Annotated in this window: 17 protein-coding genes; 4 read left to right on the top strand and 13 right to left on the bottom strand. The window is 55.5% G+C overall.

What is annotated here, in order from left to right:
- Window positions 1–11: 11 nt before the first annotated feature.
- On the top strand, window positions 12–1,418 hold the full coding sequence (lpdA, locus tag ACZ52Z_RS17830; protein WP_464268126.1) for a dihydrolipoyl dehydrogenase: 1,407 nt from the start codon (window positions 12–14) through the stop codon (window positions 1,416–1,418).
- A gap of 53 nt (window positions 1,419–1,471) precedes the next feature.
- Window positions 1,472–2,482 carry a dihydroorotase gene (gene pyrC, locus ACZ52Z_RS17825; protein WP_464268125.1) on the top strand — a complete coding sequence of 337 codons (1,011 nt, stop codon included), beginning with the start codon at window positions 1,472–1,474 and terminating at the stop codon, window positions 2,480–2,482.
- Window positions 2,483–2,484: 2 nt separating this feature from the next.
- On the opposite strand, the gene ACZ52Z_RS17820 is transcribed toward pyrC, so the two are convergent.
- Window positions 2,485–2,853: a DUF423 domain-containing protein gene (locus ACZ52Z_RS17820; protein ID WP_464268124.1), complete on the bottom strand. Its 369-nt coding sequence runs from the start codon at window positions 2,851–2,853 to the stop codon at window positions 2,485–2,487.
- A gap of 631 nt (window positions 2,854–3,484) precedes the next feature.
- Between ACZ52Z_RS17820 and nhaB the strand changes: the two genes are divergently transcribed.
- A complete protein-coding gene (nhaB, locus tag ACZ52Z_RS17815; protein ID WP_464268123.1) occupies window positions 3,485–5,107 on the top strand; it encodes a sodium/proton antiporter NhaB in 1,623 nt (540 codons plus the stop codon).
- 357 nt (window positions 5,108–5,464) lie between these two features.
- On the opposite strand, the gene ACZ52Z_RS17810 is transcribed toward nhaB, so the two are convergent.
- The 3 genes from ACZ52Z_RS17810 to ACZ52Z_RS17800 are packed head-to-tail and all read right to left on the bottom strand — an operon-like array spanning window position 5,465 to window position 10,115.
- Entirely contained in the window at window positions 5,465–6,517 is a 1,053-nt protein-coding gene (locus tag ACZ52Z_RS17810; protein ID WP_464268122.1) for a 2-oxoacid:ferredoxin oxidoreductase subunit beta, read from the bottom strand.
- Window positions 6,514–8,337 (bottom strand): 2-oxoacid:acceptor oxidoreductase subunit alpha, encoded by a 1,824-nt coding sequence (locus tag ACZ52Z_RS17805; protein WP_464268121.1) that lies wholly within the window; start codon window positions 8,335–8,337, stop codon window positions 6,514–6,516. The genes ACZ52Z_RS17810 and ACZ52Z_RS17805 overlap by 4 nt, the downstream gene beginning before the upstream one ends.
- The gene (locus ACZ52Z_RS17800) at window positions 8,334–10,115 is read right to left on the bottom strand and encodes an FAD-dependent oxidoreductase (protein WP_464268120.1); all 1,782 of its coding nucleotides are present in this window, start codon (window positions 10,113–10,115) and stop codon (window positions 8,334–8,336) included. The genes ACZ52Z_RS17805 and ACZ52Z_RS17800 overlap by 4 nt, the downstream gene beginning before the upstream one ends.
- Before the next feature lie 329 nt (window positions 10,116–10,444).
- Here ACZ52Z_RS17800 and ACZ52Z_RS17795 point away from each other — a divergent pair, with 329 nt between their 5' ends.
- The gene (locus tag ACZ52Z_RS17795; protein WP_464268119.1) at window positions 10,445–11,191 is read left to right on the top strand and encodes a creatininase family protein; all 747 of its coding nucleotides are present in this window, start codon (window positions 10,445–10,447) and stop codon (window positions 11,189–11,191) included.
- Between the two features lie 4 nt (window positions 11,192–11,195).
- Here ACZ52Z_RS17795 and ACZ52Z_RS17790 read toward each other — a convergent pair whose 3' ends face one another.
- From ACZ52Z_RS17790 to ACZ52Z_RS17750, 9 genes are all read right to left on the bottom strand, one after another.
- Complete coding sequence (locus ACZ52Z_RS17790; protein ID WP_464268118.1) at window positions 11,196–12,548, bottom strand: lanthionine synthetase LanC family protein; 1,353 nt, start codon at window positions 12,546–12,548, stop codon at window positions 11,196–11,198.
- Between the two features lies 1 nt (window position 12,549).
- Window positions 12,550–13,512 carry a T3SS effector HopA1 family protein gene (locus ACZ52Z_RS17785; RefSeq protein WP_464268117.1) on the bottom strand — a complete coding sequence of 321 codons (963 nt, stop codon included), beginning with the start codon at window positions 13,510–13,512 and terminating at the stop codon, window positions 12,550–12,552.
- Complete coding sequence (locus ACZ52Z_RS17780; protein ID WP_464268116.1) at window positions 13,505–14,572, bottom strand: phosphotransferase family protein; 1,068 nt, start codon at window positions 14,570–14,572, stop codon at window positions 13,505–13,507. The genes ACZ52Z_RS17785 and ACZ52Z_RS17780 overlap by 8 nt, the downstream gene beginning before the upstream one ends.
- Before the next feature lie 102 nt (window positions 14,573–14,674).
- Window positions 14,675–16,678 (bottom strand): S8 family peptidase, encoded by a 2,004-nt coding sequence (locus ACZ52Z_RS17775; RefSeq protein WP_464268115.1) that lies wholly within the window; start codon window positions 16,676–16,678, stop codon window positions 14,675–14,677.
- A 68-nt stretch (window positions 16,679–16,746) separates the two neighbouring features.
- The gene (locus ACZ52Z_RS17770; RefSeq protein WP_464268114.1) at window positions 16,747–17,028 is read right to left on the bottom strand and encodes a hypothetical protein; all 282 of its coding nucleotides are present in this window, start codon (window positions 17,026–17,028) and stop codon (window positions 16,747–16,749) included.
- A 257-nt stretch (window positions 17,029–17,285) separates the two neighbouring features.
- On the bottom strand, window positions 17,286–17,552 hold the full coding sequence (locus ACZ52Z_RS17765) for a hypothetical protein (RefSeq protein ID WP_464268113.1): 267 nt from the start codon (window positions 17,550–17,552) through the stop codon (window positions 17,286–17,288).
- Between the two features lie 52 nt (window positions 17,553–17,604).
- Window positions 17,605–18,072, bottom strand: coding sequence for a hypothetical protein (locus ACZ52Z_RS17760; protein WP_464268112.1), 468 nt, complete (start codon window positions 18,070–18,072; stop codon window positions 17,605–17,607).
- 18 nt (window positions 18,073–18,090) lie between these two features.
- Entirely contained in the window at window positions 18,091–18,471 is a 381-nt protein-coding gene (locus ACZ52Z_RS17755; protein ID WP_464268111.1) for a hypothetical protein, read from the bottom strand.
- 16 nt (window positions 18,472–18,487) lie between these two features.
- Window positions 18,488–19,672: a S8 family peptidase gene (locus ACZ52Z_RS17750; RefSeq protein ID WP_464268110.1), complete on the bottom strand. Its 1,185-nt coding sequence runs from the start codon at window positions 19,670–19,672 to the stop codon at window positions 18,488–18,490.
- Window positions 19,673–19,782: the final 110 nt, after the last annotated feature.

Here is a 19,782-nt window from a genome sequence, read left to right as displayed (position 1 = left end):
AAGGAATTACGATGCATCATACTATGGAAACGGATGTTGTTGTACTCGGCGGCGGTCCTGGTGGATACACCGCTGCTTTCAGAGCGGCGGACCTCGGCCTGTCCGTCTGCCTGGTGGAAAAGGCCAGTCGTCTCGGCGGGGTCTGCCTCAATGTAGGGTGCATTCCATCCAAGACCCTGCTCCATGCCGCAGAGCTTATTGCAGGGGCCAGCGAGGCCGAGCAGCTCGGTATACGGTTTGGGCAGCCGACTATTGATATGGATGCCCTTCGCTCGCATAAGGAACAGGTCATCAAACAGTTGACCGACGGGCTGGACGGACTGTGCAAGGCGCGTAAAATAACCAGGTTGCATGGCAGTGGTGCGTTCACCGCTCCCGACACCATGATCGTGGAAGGAGAAGAGACGACCACCGTTACCTTCAAGGATGCGATCATCGCCACCGGATCGACCCCGGTAGTACTTCCCGGAACTCCGGATGATCCAAGAATTTGGGACTCGTCCGACGCGCTTGCGCTACAAACCGTACCCGAGCGATTGCTGATCGTGGGGGGTGGCATCATCGGCTTGGAGATGGCCCAAATATATCACTCCCTTGGCAGCTCGATCACCATTGTCGAACTGATGGACCATATCATCCCTCCTGCGGACAAGGATATGATTCAGCCGCTGTTTCTTCAGCTGAAAAAACAGTACCAGATTTTCACCAAGACCAAGGTGGAGAAAATTATCGCCGATGATTCGGGAATATCGGTCACCCTGAACGGTCCCAAAGCACCGGAGAAGGGAGACTATGACGCCGTGTTGGTTGCAGTGGGGCGAAGGCCTTCGGCTGGAGGGATCGGCCTGGAATCTCTCGGCCTTTCACCGGACGACCACGGATTTCTGCCGGTCAACGAGCGCCAACAGACCTCGGTCCCCCACATTTATGCCATCGGCGATGTGGTGGGCGAGCCCATGCTGGCGCACAAGGCCACCCACCAGGGCAAAGTGGCGGCTGAGGTCATCGCCGGACACAAGGCAGCGTTTACCCCGGTCACCATCCCGTCGGTAGCCTATACAGCTCCTGAGGTAGCGTGGGCCGGAATGACGGAGAAGGCGGCCAAGGCCGCGGGCAGAGCGTACACCAAGGGAAAATTTCCATGGGGGGCAAGCGGCCGGGCATTGAGCTCCGGTGCCACCTCAGGCGTAAGCAAAGTCCTGTTTGATGCTGAAAGCGGTCGGCTCATCGGAGCGGGGATCTGCGGCCACAATGCCGGCGAGCTTATCCATGAGGCCCTCCTTGCACTGGAAATGGGAGCAGATGCCGAGGATATCAGCAAAACCATCCATGCTCACCCAACCCTGGCCGAAACCTTTGCCTTTGCCGCCGAAATCGTTGACGGGTCCATCACCGATATGCTGCCGACCAAGAAATAAGCGTTGGGGTGGACTGCCGCCCCCTCCTTCAAAAAAGCCACAAACAATCTGCCATGGAACTGACACTTGATACACCGCTGGATATGCATCTCCACCTGCGCGAGGCAGAAATGCTTCGCCTGGTTGCACCGATCAGCGCGGCCCTTTTTGCAGGAGCGGTGGTGATGCCGAACCTGCAGTCACCGGTGGATTCCCTGGAAAAACTGAAAAATTACCGCAATGCGATTCACAGCGCCTGCGCTGAAGAGCATTTTATACCGTATATGACCCTTTTTTTCCGTTCATACTCCCGGGAGGAGCTCATAGCAGCTCGGGAGCACATCATCGGCCTCAAGCTTTACCCGGCAGGCATTACCACGCAGAGTGAGGCAGGAGTGCACGATTTCGCCGCCATTGAACAAACTGTGGCCATACTCGAGGAGCTGGATATTCCTCTGCTTGTTCATGGGGAAACCGGGGGGTTTGTCATGGAGAGGGAACGCGAATTTTGTGCGATTTATCGCCGGCTCGCCAAAAAATTTCCCCGGCTTCGTCTGGTGATGGAGCACATCACCACCGCAGACGCTCTGGAAGTCCTTGACGAATTCCCTCAGGTGGCCGCCACTGTTACCCTCCACCACCTCCTGCTTACCCTGGATGATGTGGTTGGCGGGCTGATGCAGCCACACCTGTTCTGCAAGCCGATTGCCAAGACCCCGCGCGACCTGGAAGCCTTGCGGTCAGCTGTTTTCGCAGGGCATCCACGACTGTTTTTCGGGTCCGACTCGGCTCCGCATCCCACTCAAGCCAAGGAGTGCTGTGGGTGTGCGGCTGGCATTTTTTCTGCGCCGGTGGCACTGGCCAAGCTGGTGGAACTGTTTGACCATGAGCAGCGACTGGATATGCTGCCCCCCTTTCTCAGCACCAATGCCCGGAACTACTACCGGCTGGAACCGCCCCTGAAAAAGGTGCATATGTCCCATACGCCATGGACCGTACCGGAAAACTATGGGCCTGTGCGTCCATTTCTTGGCGGCGAGACCATACAATGGCAGGTAAGCGCCGTAGAGACTGCGTCCAGCTAGCGCTACCCTTTCCACACAGCAATAGCCAGCCACAACCACCCGAGAATAAGCAGTGTGCCCCCCACAGGGGTTATATACCCCGGGTCCATGATGCCAAAGGCCAGCACGTACAAACTCCCACAGAAAATAAATACCCCTGCTGCAAGCAGAATACCGGCAATCAGCAACGCTCCAGCGGCGTTCGGCCACTGACCGATGGCCCAGGCCACGGCAAAAAGAGCAAGCGCGTGATGCATTTGGTACCGAATCCCTTTCTGGATAAGCTCCACCTGCTCAGGACCGAGCATTCGCCCCCCCGCATGACTGCTCCATGCCCCAAGCACAACTGCCAGGCAGCCCAGTATGGCTGCTGTTGAAAAAAGTATCTTCATTGCTGTTTCCCCTCTGTAATGACCATCTTTGCTCGACTGGTCTGAAAAGTCGAGTTGATTGTTGCTGCAACCTGCCCTCAGTTGAGCAGACGTTTCCCAATAGGCTTATCAGAATTTCTGATCCTTCCTATCAATATTTTACAAGACCCTTCTCTTGTGACACCTTCTGCCACATCCAGCTGCCCTGCAACCTTACCTGCCACCCTCACTCACAGCGAGCATGTTATTTTACCTATTAAAATTATTCCCTTTTATTGACACTCTTCTCCTTCAGCACTAGCCTCTCCACTTGTTAACCAACCTTCCTTTTTCCTGGGTGCAAGGATGCTGTCCTCTCCACTCTTCTCCTCATCACTACCGCAATATCGGTCCCACTTGACACCCCTGAAAGAGAAATGGTAAGTACTATCATTTCATACCTTTAAATCCTGCCCGCCAACAGAAAAAAAGTTACTGGAGCCCTTCCCTGCACCCAGGGGGCAGGTTGCGTACACAAACACTCGGAACACCGCCTGTATAAGGTATGCACCGTCAGCCTGCGCACTGCCCAAGAGCGGCAAGCTGCGCCAGTGAGCATGAGCGCGGGCCACGTGTGCTTTAGATTGATATGTTAAACGGTTAGGAGACTACCATGCCAAAATCCATGCCCCAGGCATTTGCCCGCAATTTCTTAGGCAATGCCCCGAAATGGTACAAGTTTGCCATTTTGCTTTTCCTGGTGATCAACCCGATTGTGCTGTACACATCAGGCCCGTTCATTGCCGGCTGGGTACTGATCGCTGAATTTATCTTCACCCTTGCCATGGCCCTGAAATGCTACCCGTTGCCAGCTGGCGGGCTGCTGGCCATTGAGGCGGTCGTTATCGGGATGACTCATCCCGAGACCGTCTATCACGAGGCCTTAAACAACTTTGAGGTGATCCTGCTGCTGATCTTCATGGTTGCCGGCATTTTTTTCATGAAGGACTTTCTCCAGTTCACCTTCACCCGTATCCTGGTCAAGGTACAGTCCAAGGTAACCATTTCCCTGCTGTTCTCCTTTGCCGGAGCCTTTCTCTCTGCCTTCCTCGATGCTCTCACCGTTACCGCCGTTATCATTGCGGTGGCCTACGGCTTTTATAATATCTATCATCGCTACGTTTCCGGTAAAGACCACCACACAAGCCACGACCTCACTAGCGATTTGGCCGTAAAAGAAGCAGAACGTGAGGAACTTAAGCAATTTCGGGCTTTTCTGCGCAACCTGATGATGCACGGCGCTGTCGGAACCGCGCTGGGCGGGGTATGCACCCTGGTCGGCGAACCGCAGAATCTACTTATTGCCAGCGAAATGGGATGGCACTTCCTGCCCTTCTTCCTCAAGGTTGCCCCGGTTTCCATGCCGGTACTGGCCGTGGGGCTTGGCACCTGCTATTACCTGGAAAAGAAAAAGTGGTTCAGCTACGGGGTGGAAATGCCGGGCAACATCCGTTCCCACCTGCTGGAAACAGAGATTCAGATGGAGGCCAAGCGCGGCCATCTCGGTCGGGCAAAACTGATCATCCAGGCACTGGTCGGCATCTGGCTGATCATTGCTCTCGCCATGCACCTGGCTGCCGTGGGCATCATTGGCCTATCGGTAATAGTTCTACTCACCTCGCTTAACGGGGTGATAGAGGAGCATCAGCTCGGCAAGGCGTTTGAGGAGGCCCTGCCGTTCACCGCCCTGTTGGTTGTCTTTTTTGCCATTGTGGCAGTTATCCATGACCAGCATCTGTTTACCCCGGTCATTGAATACGTGCTCAGCCTGAAAGGGCAGGCACAGCTGGCTGCCTACTACATTGCCAACGGCGTGCTCTCTATGATATCCGACAACGTCTTTGTGGCCACGGTCTACATCTCAGAAACAAAGATGCACTTTGTTCATGCCCTGGACGCGCTGCAGAATATCGGCATGAGCGGCGAAGAACTGATGGACAAACTGACCGACCCTCACCATCCCCGCAGTGAAGTATTGGCAACCCTGCCTGAGGCAGCAGCCGAAAAGGCAGCAGCACTTATGCACCAGTTTGACCGGCTCGCGGTCGCCATCAACACCGGTACCAACATACCCAGTGTAGCGACCCCCAACGGACAGGCCGCATTCCTATTCCTATTGACCTCTGCGCTTGCCCCGGTAATCAGGCTGTCCTACGGCCGCATGGTGTACCTTGCCCTCCCCTACACCATCACCATGTCCATAACAGGACTGGCAGCCACCTATTTATTTCTATAGGGTATTTTGAATAATGAGCATGTTCGTTCAAGTTCAAAGCAGGCGAAAAAAATTACCACAGGCATCTATACAATATTCCGGGGATAATTTTTTGAGCATAACGGAGAGATTGGACGAAAATACCATTATGCAAAATGGCCTATAGTTGGCCGAGTTCCACCGCTGTGAGGTTCTCTTCTCAGGCCTGCCTGTCTTCAAGACGGGCAGGCCTTTTTTGGTTTTGCCAAAATCCGTGAGCGTTCAGGAATGGAGGAGCCTTTCAAAGGCATACCGGTTATTTTCTATGATAACAATGCGTAAGCCTGATTCAGGCACAATGCTGTTACGGATACAAGGTTTGAGCCCTGCCGCATTGTTTCAACGATGGTTTTCATTGATCATTGCCAGTGCTTCGCTCCCTGGACAGAGGTCTGCTTCTTTCAAGGTGTTGAGCGGGATATCGCTGGTGTGGAGAATGTCATGGGTTTCTTCACTGTCGGGATCGATATATAGAATACCGGTGAGGATTAAGCCCTTTTCCTTGTACTCTTCCAGGGCATCGACGGCCTGTCGCCGGTCGGTTACCTGCACCGAGCTGTCCCCTTTGTGCAGATAAATGGTACTCTGATCATGAAGGACAACCCGCTCGCTGGTCCCCTCCTCATAGTCGGTGGTAATTTCCTGACGAAATGGAACATAATCAAAGGTATTGGTCGCTTCACTGTGCTCCCTGACCCAATGGTAGCTCTTGGTGGATTCCGGGGTGTTGTTGAAGGTGACGCAAGGGGAAATAACATCAATAAAGGCCATCCCGGTATGGGACATGGCTGCTTTAAGCATAGGCACCAATTGCCGTTTGTCGCCGGAAAAGCTCCTGGCCACAAAACCGGCGCCCAACTGGATAGCGATCTCGCACAGGTCAATCGACTCGAGCGGGTTCGGCTCGCCTTTTTTGCCCACCGACCCTTTATCGGCGGTGGCTGAATATTGTCCCTTGGTCAACCCGTAACAGCCGTTATTCATTACGATGTACACCATGTTGAGGTTGCGCCGAACAGCATGCGCAAACTGGCCCATACCGATAGAGGCGGTATCGCCATCGCCGGAAATACCTAGATAGAGCAAATCCCGGTTGGCCATGTTAGCACCGGTGACAATGGAGGGCATCCGGCCATGGACCGAGTTAAACCCATGTGCCTTACCGAGCAGATAGGCCGGACTTTTGGAGGAACAGCCGATTCCAGAGACCTTCACTATCTTATGGGGCGGGATTGACAGTTCAAAACAGGCCTGGATGATGGCAGCGTTGGTTGAGTCATGGCCGCAACCAGCACACAAGGTTGAGATACCGCCCTCATAATCCTTAAGGTGGTACCCGGCATCATTGGGCGGCAGATCAGGGTGACGGAAACTGGGACGGAAAAAAGTCATGCGCTCTCTCCTTTTGGTATGCTGGAAGGATTGATTGCCGATGCAATAATACGAGCAGTTATGGGTAAACCATCGTAATGGAGAATGGAATCAAGCAGGGCAGGGGCGACGCCCAGCTCACTGATCAACAGGGTCCGCAGCTGCCCATCCCGATTCTGCTCAACCACATACACTTGATCGTGCTGGTCGATAAAATGGCGAACCACATCCTGGAACGGAAAGGCTTTGATACGCAGCAGATTCACCGCTCTCCCCTGCTTTTTGAGCAGATCCACGGCTTCATCCACGGCATCACTGCTGGTCCCAAAATAGATTAGGCCGACGGTGGCATTCTGATCATGGACAATAATATCCGGCTCAGGAACCAGAGATTTGGCGGTTTCCCATTTGAGCAGCAGGCGGTCCATGTTCTGCACGTAGGCCGCCCCCTCCTCAGTATACCTGGAATACTCATCATGATTGGTCCCCCGGGTAAAATAGGAGCCTTTGCTTGGGTGGGTTCCTGGAAATGTTCTGAACCCTATTCCATCGCCGTCCACATCCAGGTACCGGCCCCACCGATCCCCGAGCTCTTCCACCTGTTCCTTGCTCAAAACTTTTCCCCGGTCATACTGTCGACTATCATCCCATACCAAGGGAGGACTCATATGATCGTTCATGCCCAGGTCCAGGTCACTCATCACGATAACCGGTGTCTGCAGCCGCTCGGCAATATCAAACGAATCAGCGGTCATTGTAAAACACTCCACCGGATTGCTCGGAAACAGCAGGACCTGTTTGGTGTCTCCATGGGAGGCATAGGCGCAACTCAGGATATCAGATTGCTGGGTCCGGGTAGGCATGCCGGTCGAAGGCCCTGTCCGTTGCACGTTAATCAATACAGCCGGTATTTCAGCAAAATAGGCCAACCCCAGGAACTCACTCATCAGAGATACACCAGGGCCGCTGGTTGCCGTAAAAGCGCGTGCTCCATTCCACCCCGCGCCGATGACAATCCCCATGGCAGCCAGTTCATCCTCTGCCTGAACAATCGCGACCTTTCGTTTTCCGCTCTCCTCTTCCCGGCGAAAACGATCAGCATACCGACCGAAATATTCAATTACTGAGGTGGAGGGGGTTATCGGGTACCAACCGACGATGGTGGCACCTCCGTAGAGCGCACCGAGGGCGGTGGCAGCATTGCCGTCGATGACGATGGCGTCCCCGACATTGTCCCGCCGCCGGACTGACAGCCCGCAGGCGTCTGGGTAGTGTTCCCTGGCATACTCATAGCCTATTTCCAGCGCCCTAAGGTTGGGCGAGATGAGCTTGGACTTTTTACGGTACTGCTTTTCCACCGAAGTCGTCAGCACCTCCATTTCCATATCCAACAGGTAAGTGAGTGCACCTACGTAGATGATATTTTTCAATAACCCTCGCATTCGCGGATTTTCAAAGGCTTCGTTGCACAGGAGGGTCAGGGGAATACCGATTGATACCAGGTCTGTTCGGTCATACTCTTCGGGCAAGGTGCGCGACGAATCGTACACAAAATACCCCCCCGAGCGGACTCCCTGGTAATCCTGGTGCATGGTCTGACCATTCATAGCCACGGCCATATCCACTTCACCATGCCGGCCCAGATATCCCTGCTCATTAATCCTGACCTCGTACCAGGTGGGTAGGCCCTGTATATTGGAGGGGAATATATTTTTCGGACTGACCGGCACCCCCATTCGAAAAACAGCCTTGGCAAACAGGTTGTTGGCACTGGCCGAGCCGGAGCCGTTGACATTGGCAAAACGAACGACAAAATCGTTGGTGCGTTCAAGTGGTTTCATTTCCGCTCCACCTGTGGTGATTGATAGATGTATTTCTGCATTTCCCAGGCTGACGTGGGGCACCGCTCGGCACAAATCCCACAATGGAGGCAGACATTCTCATCCTTGACCATCACCCGGCCGGTAGGCAGTACCTCGGAGACATACAGGTCCTGGGTAAGCACGGTAGCGGGCGCATTCAAACGGGTGCGCAGGTCCTCTTCGGTTCCATTTTCGGTAAAATTAATGCAGCGTTCGGGGCATGCATCCACACAGGCATCGCATTCGATACATTCCTGATAGGTGAAAACTGTCTGCACATCGCAGTTGAGACAGCGAAGGGTTTCCGTATGTCCCACCACCTCATCAAACCCAAGTTCTACTTCAATTAACCTGTCCCGCAAACTCTTTGCCTTGTCGACCATTGGAACGATCTGGCGATCTTCGTCATCAATCTGATTATGATACATCCAGTCGTGTACGCCCATCTTCTGCCCTTCCAGGTGTACCTTGGGTCGGGGGCGATTGGTCAACGATTCCCCACGGCAGTAGCGGTCAATAGAAATGGCCGCCTCATGCCCGTGAGCCACTGCGGTAATGATATTTTTCGGTCCAAAGGCAGCATCGCCACCGAAAAAGACCCGGTCCAGACTTGATTGGAAGGTTCCTTCCCCCAGCAGCGGTAGGCCCCACTTGTCAAACTCTATCCCCACATCCTTTTCGATCCAAGGAAAGGCATTAAGCTGGCCAACGGCAACAAGGACCTCATCGCATGCCATAAAGACGTGTGGTTCTCCGGTGGGCACCAAGCTCCTTTTCCCTTGGGCATCATATTCAGGCAGGACTTTCTCAAAATGCATGCCTACCAGCTTGCCATCTTCAACCACAAAGTCTACCGGCACATGATTTTCATAAATAGGAATATCTTCCCGTTCCGCATCCTCAATCTCCCAGGGGGAGGCCTTCATTTCCGCCTTGGGACTCCGAACCACTATACGCACATCTTCACCGCCCATCCTCCTGGCAGTCCGGCAGCAATCCATGGCCGTATTGCCGCCTCCAAGCACCAGAACCCGCTTACCGATGGATTCCAGATGGCGAAAAACAACCGCAGCCAACCAATCGATTCCCACGTGAATGAAGGCGTCCCCCTCCTTTCTTCCGGGAAGATCGGGCAAGTCCCTCCCACGCGGGGCGCCCGTTCCGACAAAAACGGCTGTGTAGTCTTTGTCCAGTATCTCCCGCATGCTCGATACATAATGATTGAAATGGGTAGAGACCCCCATGTCGATAATGTAGCCGACCTCCTCGTCCAGGACTCTCTCCGGCAGACGAAAAGACGGTACCTGGCTGCGCATGAAACCGCCGGCCTTGGACTGGTCGTCATAGAGATCCACCTCGTACCCAAGGGGAAGCAGGTCGCGGGCAACGGTCAATGAAGCCGGTCCGCCACCGATCAGGGCGATCTTCATCCCGTTCTTTTCTGCCGGTATCTTTGGAAAACGTTGTTCAATCCCGGGATTTCGGTTGTCGGCTGCCACTCGCTTCAGCCTGCAGATGGCCACCGCCTCCTTCTCGACCCGGCCTCTTCTGCAGGCCGGTTCACAGGGGCGATCACAAACACGGCCGAGGATGCCGGGAAAGACATTGGATTCCCAGTTGACCATGTAGGCATCATCATACCGTTTTTCGCTGATCAGCCGGATATATTCCGGTACCTGCGTATGGGCCGGGCAGGCGTACTGGCAGTCGATAACTTTGTGGAAATATTCCACGTCTTTTATATTTGTTGGCTTCAAAGGGGCAACTCCTGTGTAACCGTTGGTAGTAGTAGCATTGATAACAAGAATGGGTATCACAATCTTTTTAACTATAAAAATACAATTGAGAAAGGGAAATTATTTTTTCCATATATCGTTGTTTCCTCCCCTACCTTCAGGCACACATTGTGTGACCTTTCATGGTTTGCATTTTTCGTTGGAATGTGGAACTGTTTAATCCCCTTTTAGGAAAGGTGCCTAGCGGAGACAACACTTCGATTCGTCCACGGTCTGCTCATAGAAAACGATGCTGTCTCCTCCTCACCGGCCCTGAGAAACAGACTGGATTATATGCATGGGAGCTCAACGTGTTACTGGAAGAATGTGCGTATCCGGAAGTGGATGCCTACCTGAAAAACAAAGATGCGCTCCTCATCCCGGTTGGCGCAGTCGAACAGCATAGCCCATATGGTCTCATCGGTACGGATTGTATGGCTGCGGAGGCTGTGGCTAGAGCAGCTGGCAATCGTTTGCAGCTGATGGTTGCCCCGGTCCTCCCTTACGGTGTTTCTCCCCACCACATGGGATTTCCCGGCACCGCTACGCTCCAGCCCACCACCATGCTGGCGGTCTGCTGCGACCTGATCCGCTCCTTTACCTCCCACGGCTTCAGGCGGATTTTCTTTATCAACGGTCACGGCGGCAACCGCCACGTTCTGCACGCGGCCCTGCAGCAATGTAAAATGGAAAATCAGGAAGGCATCTTTGAGGTATTCTCCTGGTACGAGTGCACCGGGGTAAAACGTTTCAATACCCGTTGTTTTCAACGCAAGGAGGGGCGCCATGCCACGCCTTCCGAAATATCATTAACCATGCATCTCCGACCGGGGGCGTTTGCCGGGAAAGCAACCCATCCGCAACCAGTGACCCAGCAGCAGACATACTGGCCGATGACCGCTGAGGAAATGAAACAAACCTATCCAGACGGACGAATGGACTCTGCGCCATGGCTGGCAAACGGCGAGACCGGCAAAGCGATTCTCGAGGCAGCAGTGGAGGGATTGTGTAAAAAACTCCACCCCTATCTGGAAATGAAGCAGGTCTCTACCCGTTGATAGTTTACTGCAGCCTCATAGGGCTGCGCAGAGGAACCAGGTTGAGCAGGCCTGGGAGGGGAAAACGCCCGGGTTCGGCAAGCTGGAGAAACACCGAACCGATTCCGGCCAACCCCATCATCAAGCCCGGCGTTTCGCCGCCCTCCAGGATACCGCAGCGCCATCGTCCCTGTTCACGGGAGGCGACCTGGGCAGCAAAAAACCCGACGTCCCTGCCGCGACGCAACAGCTCCCCACTGTGAAGCACCTGGGAGGCATAGAGAAAGAGTTCGACAATACTGCCAAGTCCGTGACAGACGCTCATGTTCACCTCCCGGGGGAGATGGGGAACTTGACCGTCCCTGGGAAGAAATGACCGAACCACCCGGCCTGCGGCGTGGATGGCGGCAGTCGCCTCGGCAAGCATCACCGCCTCTCGGGTAAGACGGTAGGCATGAAGCCTGGCCAGACCTATCCCGGCTGCACCGTGGCACCAGTAGACGGGAAAGCTCAGCTCATGGACCAGGCCGGTTTCCAACTCTCCTTCAGGCCCTCGGTTATCCGGCCAGTTACTCGCTGTCCGATCAAACCAGGTTCGTTCATAGCGCATGCCTTGCGCGGCCGCAGCTGCATACTCGTTCCTGCTGAGCAGCTGCCACGCCTCCAACAACGCATAGGCAATACCTGAGGCACCGTGCGCCATCCCGCACAAGCCGTCCGCGCCGCCCTCTTTTCCTTGTTCAGGCCAGTATATTCCATAGGGCGTTTCCCGTCCTCTGGACACCAATAAGTCAGCCAATTGGGTGCACACCGGATGGAGCGTGGGGTCGTCGGTGAAGCGTGCAACCTGCACCAGCCCACTGAGCATGCCTGCCACGCCGGAGACCACATCCATTGCCTCCCCGTGACCATGGGTGGTAATACGATTACAGATAGCGTCAACCAACTGCCGGCTGCTGTGCAGAAGCCCGTCGTCGTGTAACTGCCGGCCCAGCGAACAGGCGGCAAGGGCGATGCCCACCTCCCCGTCATACAGCCCAAGTGGAGCCTTTGCCACTCTAGGCAACCGGCAGCGGTACAGGGAGTGACGGATGGCAGCCAGCGCGGTTCGCTGCATCTCCTCATTGACAAAATACTGCCCGCACCACGACAGAAACAGGGCAATACCGGCGTTGCCCGAATAAAGATAGGGGTCAACGGTCTGATGGATGACCTTCCACTCACGGTCGATAAGGGTGTAATCGTCTCCTGTCCAGCCGCAGCGATCTTCATGCCATATTGCCGACCGGGACAGGCGCTGACCAATGGCTTTAGCAACGGCTGCAAAGTCGGTTGAAGCGCGGAATCGTTGCGCAGAACTGTCAGCTTTCCGGAACATCCTACGCCTCCCAGTCATAGTCTTTTCGCGCCGGAGGATTAAGGTAGGGACGATCCGGGTCGATACCGGCCTCCTGTAAGGATAGCTTTACCAGCTCTGCCAGGCGGGAGGGATCATGCCACCTCTTCGGGCCTGCTGCAATAATCGCATCAGCAATCAGCCGACAGCGGTGCAGGCCAAAACTTTCATTCGCATGGGGAGGGTCTTCTGCGAGCCCGAGACCGGGAGCCAAAACCCGGCACATCCCGGGCACCTGCGGCCACAATCTAGGCTGCATGTGCCTGTGGATACCGACCAATGTTGGACGTATCTGGGCAAAATAACTCGCCTGGATATACAGCACCGCCGCATCAGCCCGCTGAAAGCCGATGGCATCGACCGGCAGCTTAAGACTGTAAGGGACCGTATCACTGATGTTCCTGGTCACCTGTTCTACCAGCAGTGCTCCACCTTCCGGGTCTGTATTCCAGTACAGACGAAGTAAACCCGGTTCAAGCTGGTACCATGCCGGAGAGGCAGTTATCCAGAACCCTGGTTGTTCATCGGCAATTTCCCGGCGAGCAACCACGCTAACAGACATCCCCGGCCGAGGCAGCAAACCTGGTTTTTCCGGAGTAAGGTAATCGCCGGGAGCCACTATCCTGATCTCCTCATCCCGGCTCACCATCAGTCGCCCGGCAGAGGAGACCTTCTGCACCAGCCACCCCGGTTCCCACTCCCCGTCCCCTCGATGCATCACACGGTAAACCTGGGGATAATCCGGTTGCGGGAGAGGAGAAATATTTTTTTCCTCGGCCGAACGCGTGTACCAGGCCTGGTAGCACCCATCGATGAGCTGTTGTCTTTGTTGAGCCGGTGCAATAACCGATAAGGGGAGGATCTCATCAACGATCACCCCTACCGCCTCACGGATCGCTGCATCCAGCAGAGAGGAGGTTTGACCGGCATTCAGCGGCTCACCCATCAGCAACTCCCCGTGCCAGCAAAAGGCTAAAACGTTGGGGATCGCTGAAGATCTCCTCGGCCATGGCCAATACCAGGTCCACCCCCGAATCAGGGCCCAGCCCATAGACAGCAGCAGATTCAAAACCGGTCTGCAGCAGTCGGGCTCCGGTAAAGAGCACGGCCCGATACAAGGTATCTGGCGCAGGGGAAAGATATCTACGGTAGCGATGTAAGGTCTCATCGAGTATTCCCTGTTCAATCATCGCTGCCACCGAGATCCCGTGAAGGCCACTTTCATATCCGCGAACAAACAAGGTATCGCTGAGCATGCTTCCTATGTCCCAGGCCGAATCGCCGTAGCCGGCAAGCTCCCAATCCAGCAGGCAGATGTCGGCGTTGCCATCCCTGCGCACCACCAGGCAGTGCTCCTGCTTGAGGTCGCCGTGGACCAGTGCATCGGGCTGCCACCTGCTCCTGGCCTCCTCCAACCCCACCTGCAGCAGATTTGGTCGCACAGCGCGGTTGACAACCGATTCCAGCCCATGCGGTCGCCATCCGGCATCGCTCCCCAGACAGGAGAGCACCCACGGCTGTTCAACCGGTGCGACCTTGCCGAGGGTATCTGCGGTGACCGCATGCAGGTACCCCACCAAGGAGGCCAAGCGCCCTTCCCTTTCGTCATTGGACAGGCCCCCTTCCATGCCGGCTGAATCCACCCAGCCCATCACCAGTATTGCATTCCGCCTGTCCGCACGCACCAGCGGCGGAGTGCAGTCGCGTACCATCTCGATCCCCTGCAGGCAGGCATAGGCACGCGCCTCCTGCTCTATATTGCCCCTGTACTCAGTTGCAACTGCCTGCTTGACCATATAGGTAGGCGTCTCACCGACAGTGACTCTCGTCAACAGGGTCCGGTCGCGCACCTCGTCCACCAACTCCACGCCCATGTCAATTACTTCTGTAGGCAAAAGCAGATCATGCCTGAGCAGATAATGAAGAAGTTGCTCGTTTTTGATGACAACACCCTTGGCGAAAGAACATAGCGAAGCCGCCGAAACAGCCGTCAGCGCAGCAGCCAAGCGACTCTACAGCCGTGCATCATGGTCTCAATAAAAAACCGCAGGCAGTGATCTGCCTGCGGTGATAGTAGCCGAATGCGCTGGATGAGGAAACCCTATTTTCTACCACTCACCCTCATCATCCAGGTCCCAGTCATCATACGTCTCCTCATCGTACCACTCTTCCTCATCATATCCCTCAAGTTCTGCGTTTTCATTCCAATATTCCGCTGCCTCGGCCTCGTACAGTGCGTAAAGTTCCTCCTCATCATAATACTCAGGGTACGTTTCATCATACCAGTATTCCGGCGCATCATATTCAAAACGCGGCGGCGGGGTGCACATGGCAGCGGAAAACGTCGGACGCGGACAACCAGCCAGCGTTGGCCGTGGACAGTTGGCCACAGTGCGCCGCAAGCATTGCGGACCGCTTAACGTCGGGCGCAGGCAACCGGGGCTGCTCAGGGTCGGACGGATGCAGTTCGGCCCGCTGAGTGTCGGCCGAGGGCAACGTGGCCCACTCAAGGTCGGACGTGGACACGTCGATCCTACAACAGTTGGCCGGGGACAACGAGGACCGCTCAGCGTAGGACGCGGACAGCGCGGACCGCTCAGGGTCGGTCGCGGACAGCGTGGACCGCTCAGCGTAGGACGGCAGGTGATCGGCCTGGTCGGCCGACAGGTAACAGGGTTGGTCGGTCGGCAGGTAACCGGATTGGTCGGCCGGCAGGGCGGTGCCAAGGTCCGTATGGCCGGCCTGGTCAGACGCCTGTAGGCTGCAAGAGCCTGGATGATCCCGGCGCCGGAATGCCGATCAAACCCGGCCGGCCCGATGTCCTTGGCCGTGGCTTTGAGTACAGACTTGGCCTGACTCTGGGTCAGGGATGACCGGGCCTGTTTCAGCAGGGCCACAACGCCCGCACAAATCGGCGTTGCTGCCGACGTACCTGAGTCGCTTGTATTATAGCCGGTAAAGTGACTGATGGAGCAGAAATCGGGTTTGTTGGGATCCAAGGCTGCGGGTCCCTGGCTGCTGTACCCGATAAACTGCTCATTCTTATTCACAGCACCAACGGTCATTACCAGCGGGTGACCATTGGCTCCCCAGATACTCTTTCCTGGACCGGAATCAGAGCCGCATCGGCCATCCGGGCAGGTACCGCCGCAGTTTCCGGCAGCAAACAGTACCAGAATCCCCTCATTGATCGCTTCCACCACTTTCCGGGTAAACGGATGATTGGGATTACGGGCATAGGTGGCATCCCAGGTTTCCTGGAAGATACCCCAGCTGTTGGTCAGGATGTGGGGGGTTCCGTCCACCCTGTGTTTATTGATCGCCCAGTTAAAAGCCTGGAGGGCACGACTGATGGTTCCGGGTGAGCCACCGCTGCCAGCTATACGCAGGTCATACAACTGTGCATCAGGGGCCATGCCCAGCACATCAGTGGCACACATGTTGCCATGATTGCCCCATTTGCCCGATTCAGTACCCCAGTCGCTGGCCGGCCACCCTCCGATTACCCGGGGTATGCGTCGACTTGTCTCGCCTGGTTTTACCGGTCGCCCCTGGGCGGTGATCCCGCTGTCAAGCACCCCCACCACAATCCCTGTTCCCCGAAACCCGGCTGCCCATATCTGATCAACGCCGAGATAATTGGCCACGTCAGCCATGTTGCCTTTGGGGGTTGACGGCGAGCAGTCACAGGGTGAAATGGGGCAGGGAGCGGCCGCCGGTGTTTCCTGCGGCTGTGGTTCGGACTCCCAGTCAGGAAACGGCGCAATCGGTGTATCCAGCCACACATCAGCGACCTCGGGGAGCCCGCGCAACGCCTCTATCTCTCCCTCATCCTTGACGGTACCACGGACCACATAGGTTTCCACCGAGGGATCGACTCCCCCACGCATACCGGCTGCAGCACTGCTGAGGCTCACCGGCTCAAACTCTTCGTCAAGATTGAACCCCGGCAAGGCCAGGCCACGGGCGGTTCCCATTGCCAGCGCGGGAGAGACCCCTGGCCCATGACGCAGTTCGATCAAAACGCTATAGTTACCGTCGCTATCTATGGGTTGAGGAATAGAACCGTTTACATCACCACTGCCAGCCTTTTTCTTCGGTGCTTTAGCCATAATGTTTCCCTCTAGTATATTTTTTTATTTATGCTTATCGAGGATTGACAAAAAACCGCCTCACAGAGCTACTCCGTAGGTTCGAGAGGTTCAACAATGGTATCCTTCCATACCTGTGCGACCGTCTTCACTGCCTGAAGCGTGCTCATCACCTCAGGGGTCGCCGCCCAGCCATGAACAATGGCTGTGGTTGGCGGATGCTGGGGACCGCGAGCGTACATCAGCACTGGTTCGTACTCGGAATCGAGCACAAATCCGTCTATATGCCACTCTCTGCATCGCTCCATCACCTGGTCAGCATGGTCATGGTCATCTGACAGGGTGATTTCCACCAGAATACTCAGGCTCATTCTGCCCCATCCACCTTTTCATTGTTGCGCTTGGCGGTTAGTTCCTTGATAAGCAAAAATCACTCCTAACCCGAGTTGAACCGTAACAGACTGTCTCATGGGGTAATTTGAGCGCAATGCCCCGGAGGCAATGGCCAATATGGTGCATATGCACCACCATTGCTGGTGCATATGCACCATATTGGCATACGGCCATGCCTACAACTGATCTGACCCCGCAGCGGTTGCTCATCGGCTCATACCAAGCGGTGCCCTTACTATCGGGCAAACACCTGACGAACCAAAGCGGTAACAATCGGTTCTCCGGTATCCACAATGCTTGCGGAATAAATCCACTCCCTATTGGCATTCCCGGATACCGCTATGGCATTCTCTTCATACTCAACCAGGTTTAGCTCCCCATTTTCCGGGGGGATACTGTCCTGGATACTGGTTGAGGTCAGTCGGTAGGAAAAATCCCTGCTTTTCGGAAAAAGCTGCTGAAACTCACCATTCTTCACAATCCCGATATATACCCCGTCCATTCTTTTCTCCATGGGCGATCTAATCGTTGATATCCTGATTCCGGTCAACTGTTCAGGGCTGCTCAGCTTTTCTCCTGACTGATCCAAAAAGATAGCCGGCGATAGCCCCAAGGATACCTATGGGTGCTGTAAGCTGCTCTGTCGTCTCTGCGGAAAAGCCTACAAAAATTACTCCTTCAATCACCAGGATCAGCCCAACGGCGGTCACCAGGTGTTCACTGGCACAACCAGGCACTTTCTTTAAGCAGAAAAGCACCAGAGCCATCAATATGGGCGTGGTAAGCACAATGCCGCTCAGCAGCCACATCCTGTATTTTTCCTGCATTACCCTGTATTCATACTCGAGCACTGCCCACTCCTTTTCCTCGCTATTGATCTGCCGGGAAGGTGCCTGCTGCACTATTTCTTGAAATCGTTTATCTACAGCAGCAGCATCCTGGCCATCTCCGGCAAGAGTGTTACCGGCAATGCCGGCGAAAAAGAGACACCCCAGGAGAAGCATTACGTGCAGTTTCCACATTCCACACCTCCCTCCTGGTCAATGACTACATCCATCCAAACGGATTTCATCATTGACAGCGTTAAGAAAACGACTGAAGTAGCTACGGTCTTCAGCCGTGGCTGCATTGGAATACTCGCGGCTGAGCTGCAGGCGTAAACGCTCCAGATCCTGGCAACTATATTCGGCAATATCCCTTCTGAAGCGCTGCACCTCCCGATCGGTCTGCGAAACCCAGCTTGGGGGTACTGCCTGCTGCAGCTGATTTGGACGAACAGGCATTGGAAAAGGTCGCAGCTCTGCGCCGGAGACGTGCAGCGGCACCAACAACACAAAAAGCCACCATACAACAAACATTCTTTCCCTTTGGCTGCGCTGCCCGACTCTGCTGTGGGTTGTTGACCACCATGCTCGTGCCATTTGAGCCCTCCTTTCATCATGGCGCCTGGGCCAGCCCAACACCTCTGTCCGCCACATCAACTTCCTCGGCAAGGGGAGCAGTAACCGCTGTCGCAAGCAGCCTCGCCTGTACAACCACAGCCTTGGGGGGCAACGGCTGATTACTGACCGCTTCCCACCACAGGGCAGTGAGGCCAGCGACATGCGGGCAGGCCATACTGGTACCGTTCATCGAGGTCAGCCCTCCTCCTGCTTTTGCCGAGACGATAGCAACGCCTGGCGCGGCTATCTGGGGAAAGGTGTTGGAAAAGTAGGCTATCTGCAGGCCGTTTTCCCCCTGTTCCAGTGCTCCAACAGACACCACCCCTTCGGCTGCGGCCGGAATGGACACCCCTATTTCATAATCCGGATTCTCATTTCTACGGCTCTCATTACCTGCCGCGGCAACGACCACGGTCCCGGAACCAAAAGCCCCCTGACGCTGTATCATCAGCATGACGGCATCAAACATTCGCAGGTTCGCCCTGTAGCCCTCCAGTGCACGGGATGTGGCCAAGTCCGGCGGCAACCCCTCGTTGTTGACCATATGACTGACCCAGCCGGGAAAATCAAATCCCAGGGACATGGAAATTACGCGTACGCTCTGGTTGGCTGCCCACTGAATCCCTTCAAACAGCATCTGCGAATTGCCCCGGCCGTCGTCTCCCAGTACCTTGCCGATCAGAGCCTTCTCCACCCCGGGTGCAACACCGATACGCAGCCCCTCAACGTTACGACCGAACACGGTGCCTGCACAGTGGGTGCCGTGTCCCTGAACATCGCCATCCCCGCTGCCGGTAAAGTCTTTTTCAACCAGATCCACCCCAGCGAAGGCGGGATGATCGCGATCAATGCCGGTATCCAGCACCGCAACCAGCGTTCCTTTGCCGTTATAGCTTGATTCAACGGCACCGACCGCTTCGATTCCCCATGCGGGGGGTCGTTCCTCGATTCCCGGCAGGGCAACCGGTTCAATCAACCGGGTCGGCATCACCGGAGCCATGGCACTTACCTGTGGATCACGGGCAAGGTCGACCACCTCGGCTGTCCGCAAGGTGGTCGTCTCCACCTGGGGATGCATTTCCCGCGGCACATCAAACCCCCGCGTTCCCGGAAAGCGTTCAAACGGTGACCCTGTCTCTACTGACCCCATATTGCGCAACACTGTATACTGGCGTTCCATTTGTTTTCTCCCATGCTCCATCGTTTATTGCCTCACAGGGCTCCGGCAGTGAACGATATGCCCTGCCCTGCGCCCGGCTTGCGAGCTCGCTTTCTGCTTACCGCATTCAG

It is taken from the genome of Desulfogranum aggregans (genome assembly GCF_055398265.1).
Note: the sequence above shows the minus strand (reverse complement) of the source record. Positions and strands in the feature narration are given on the sequence as shown.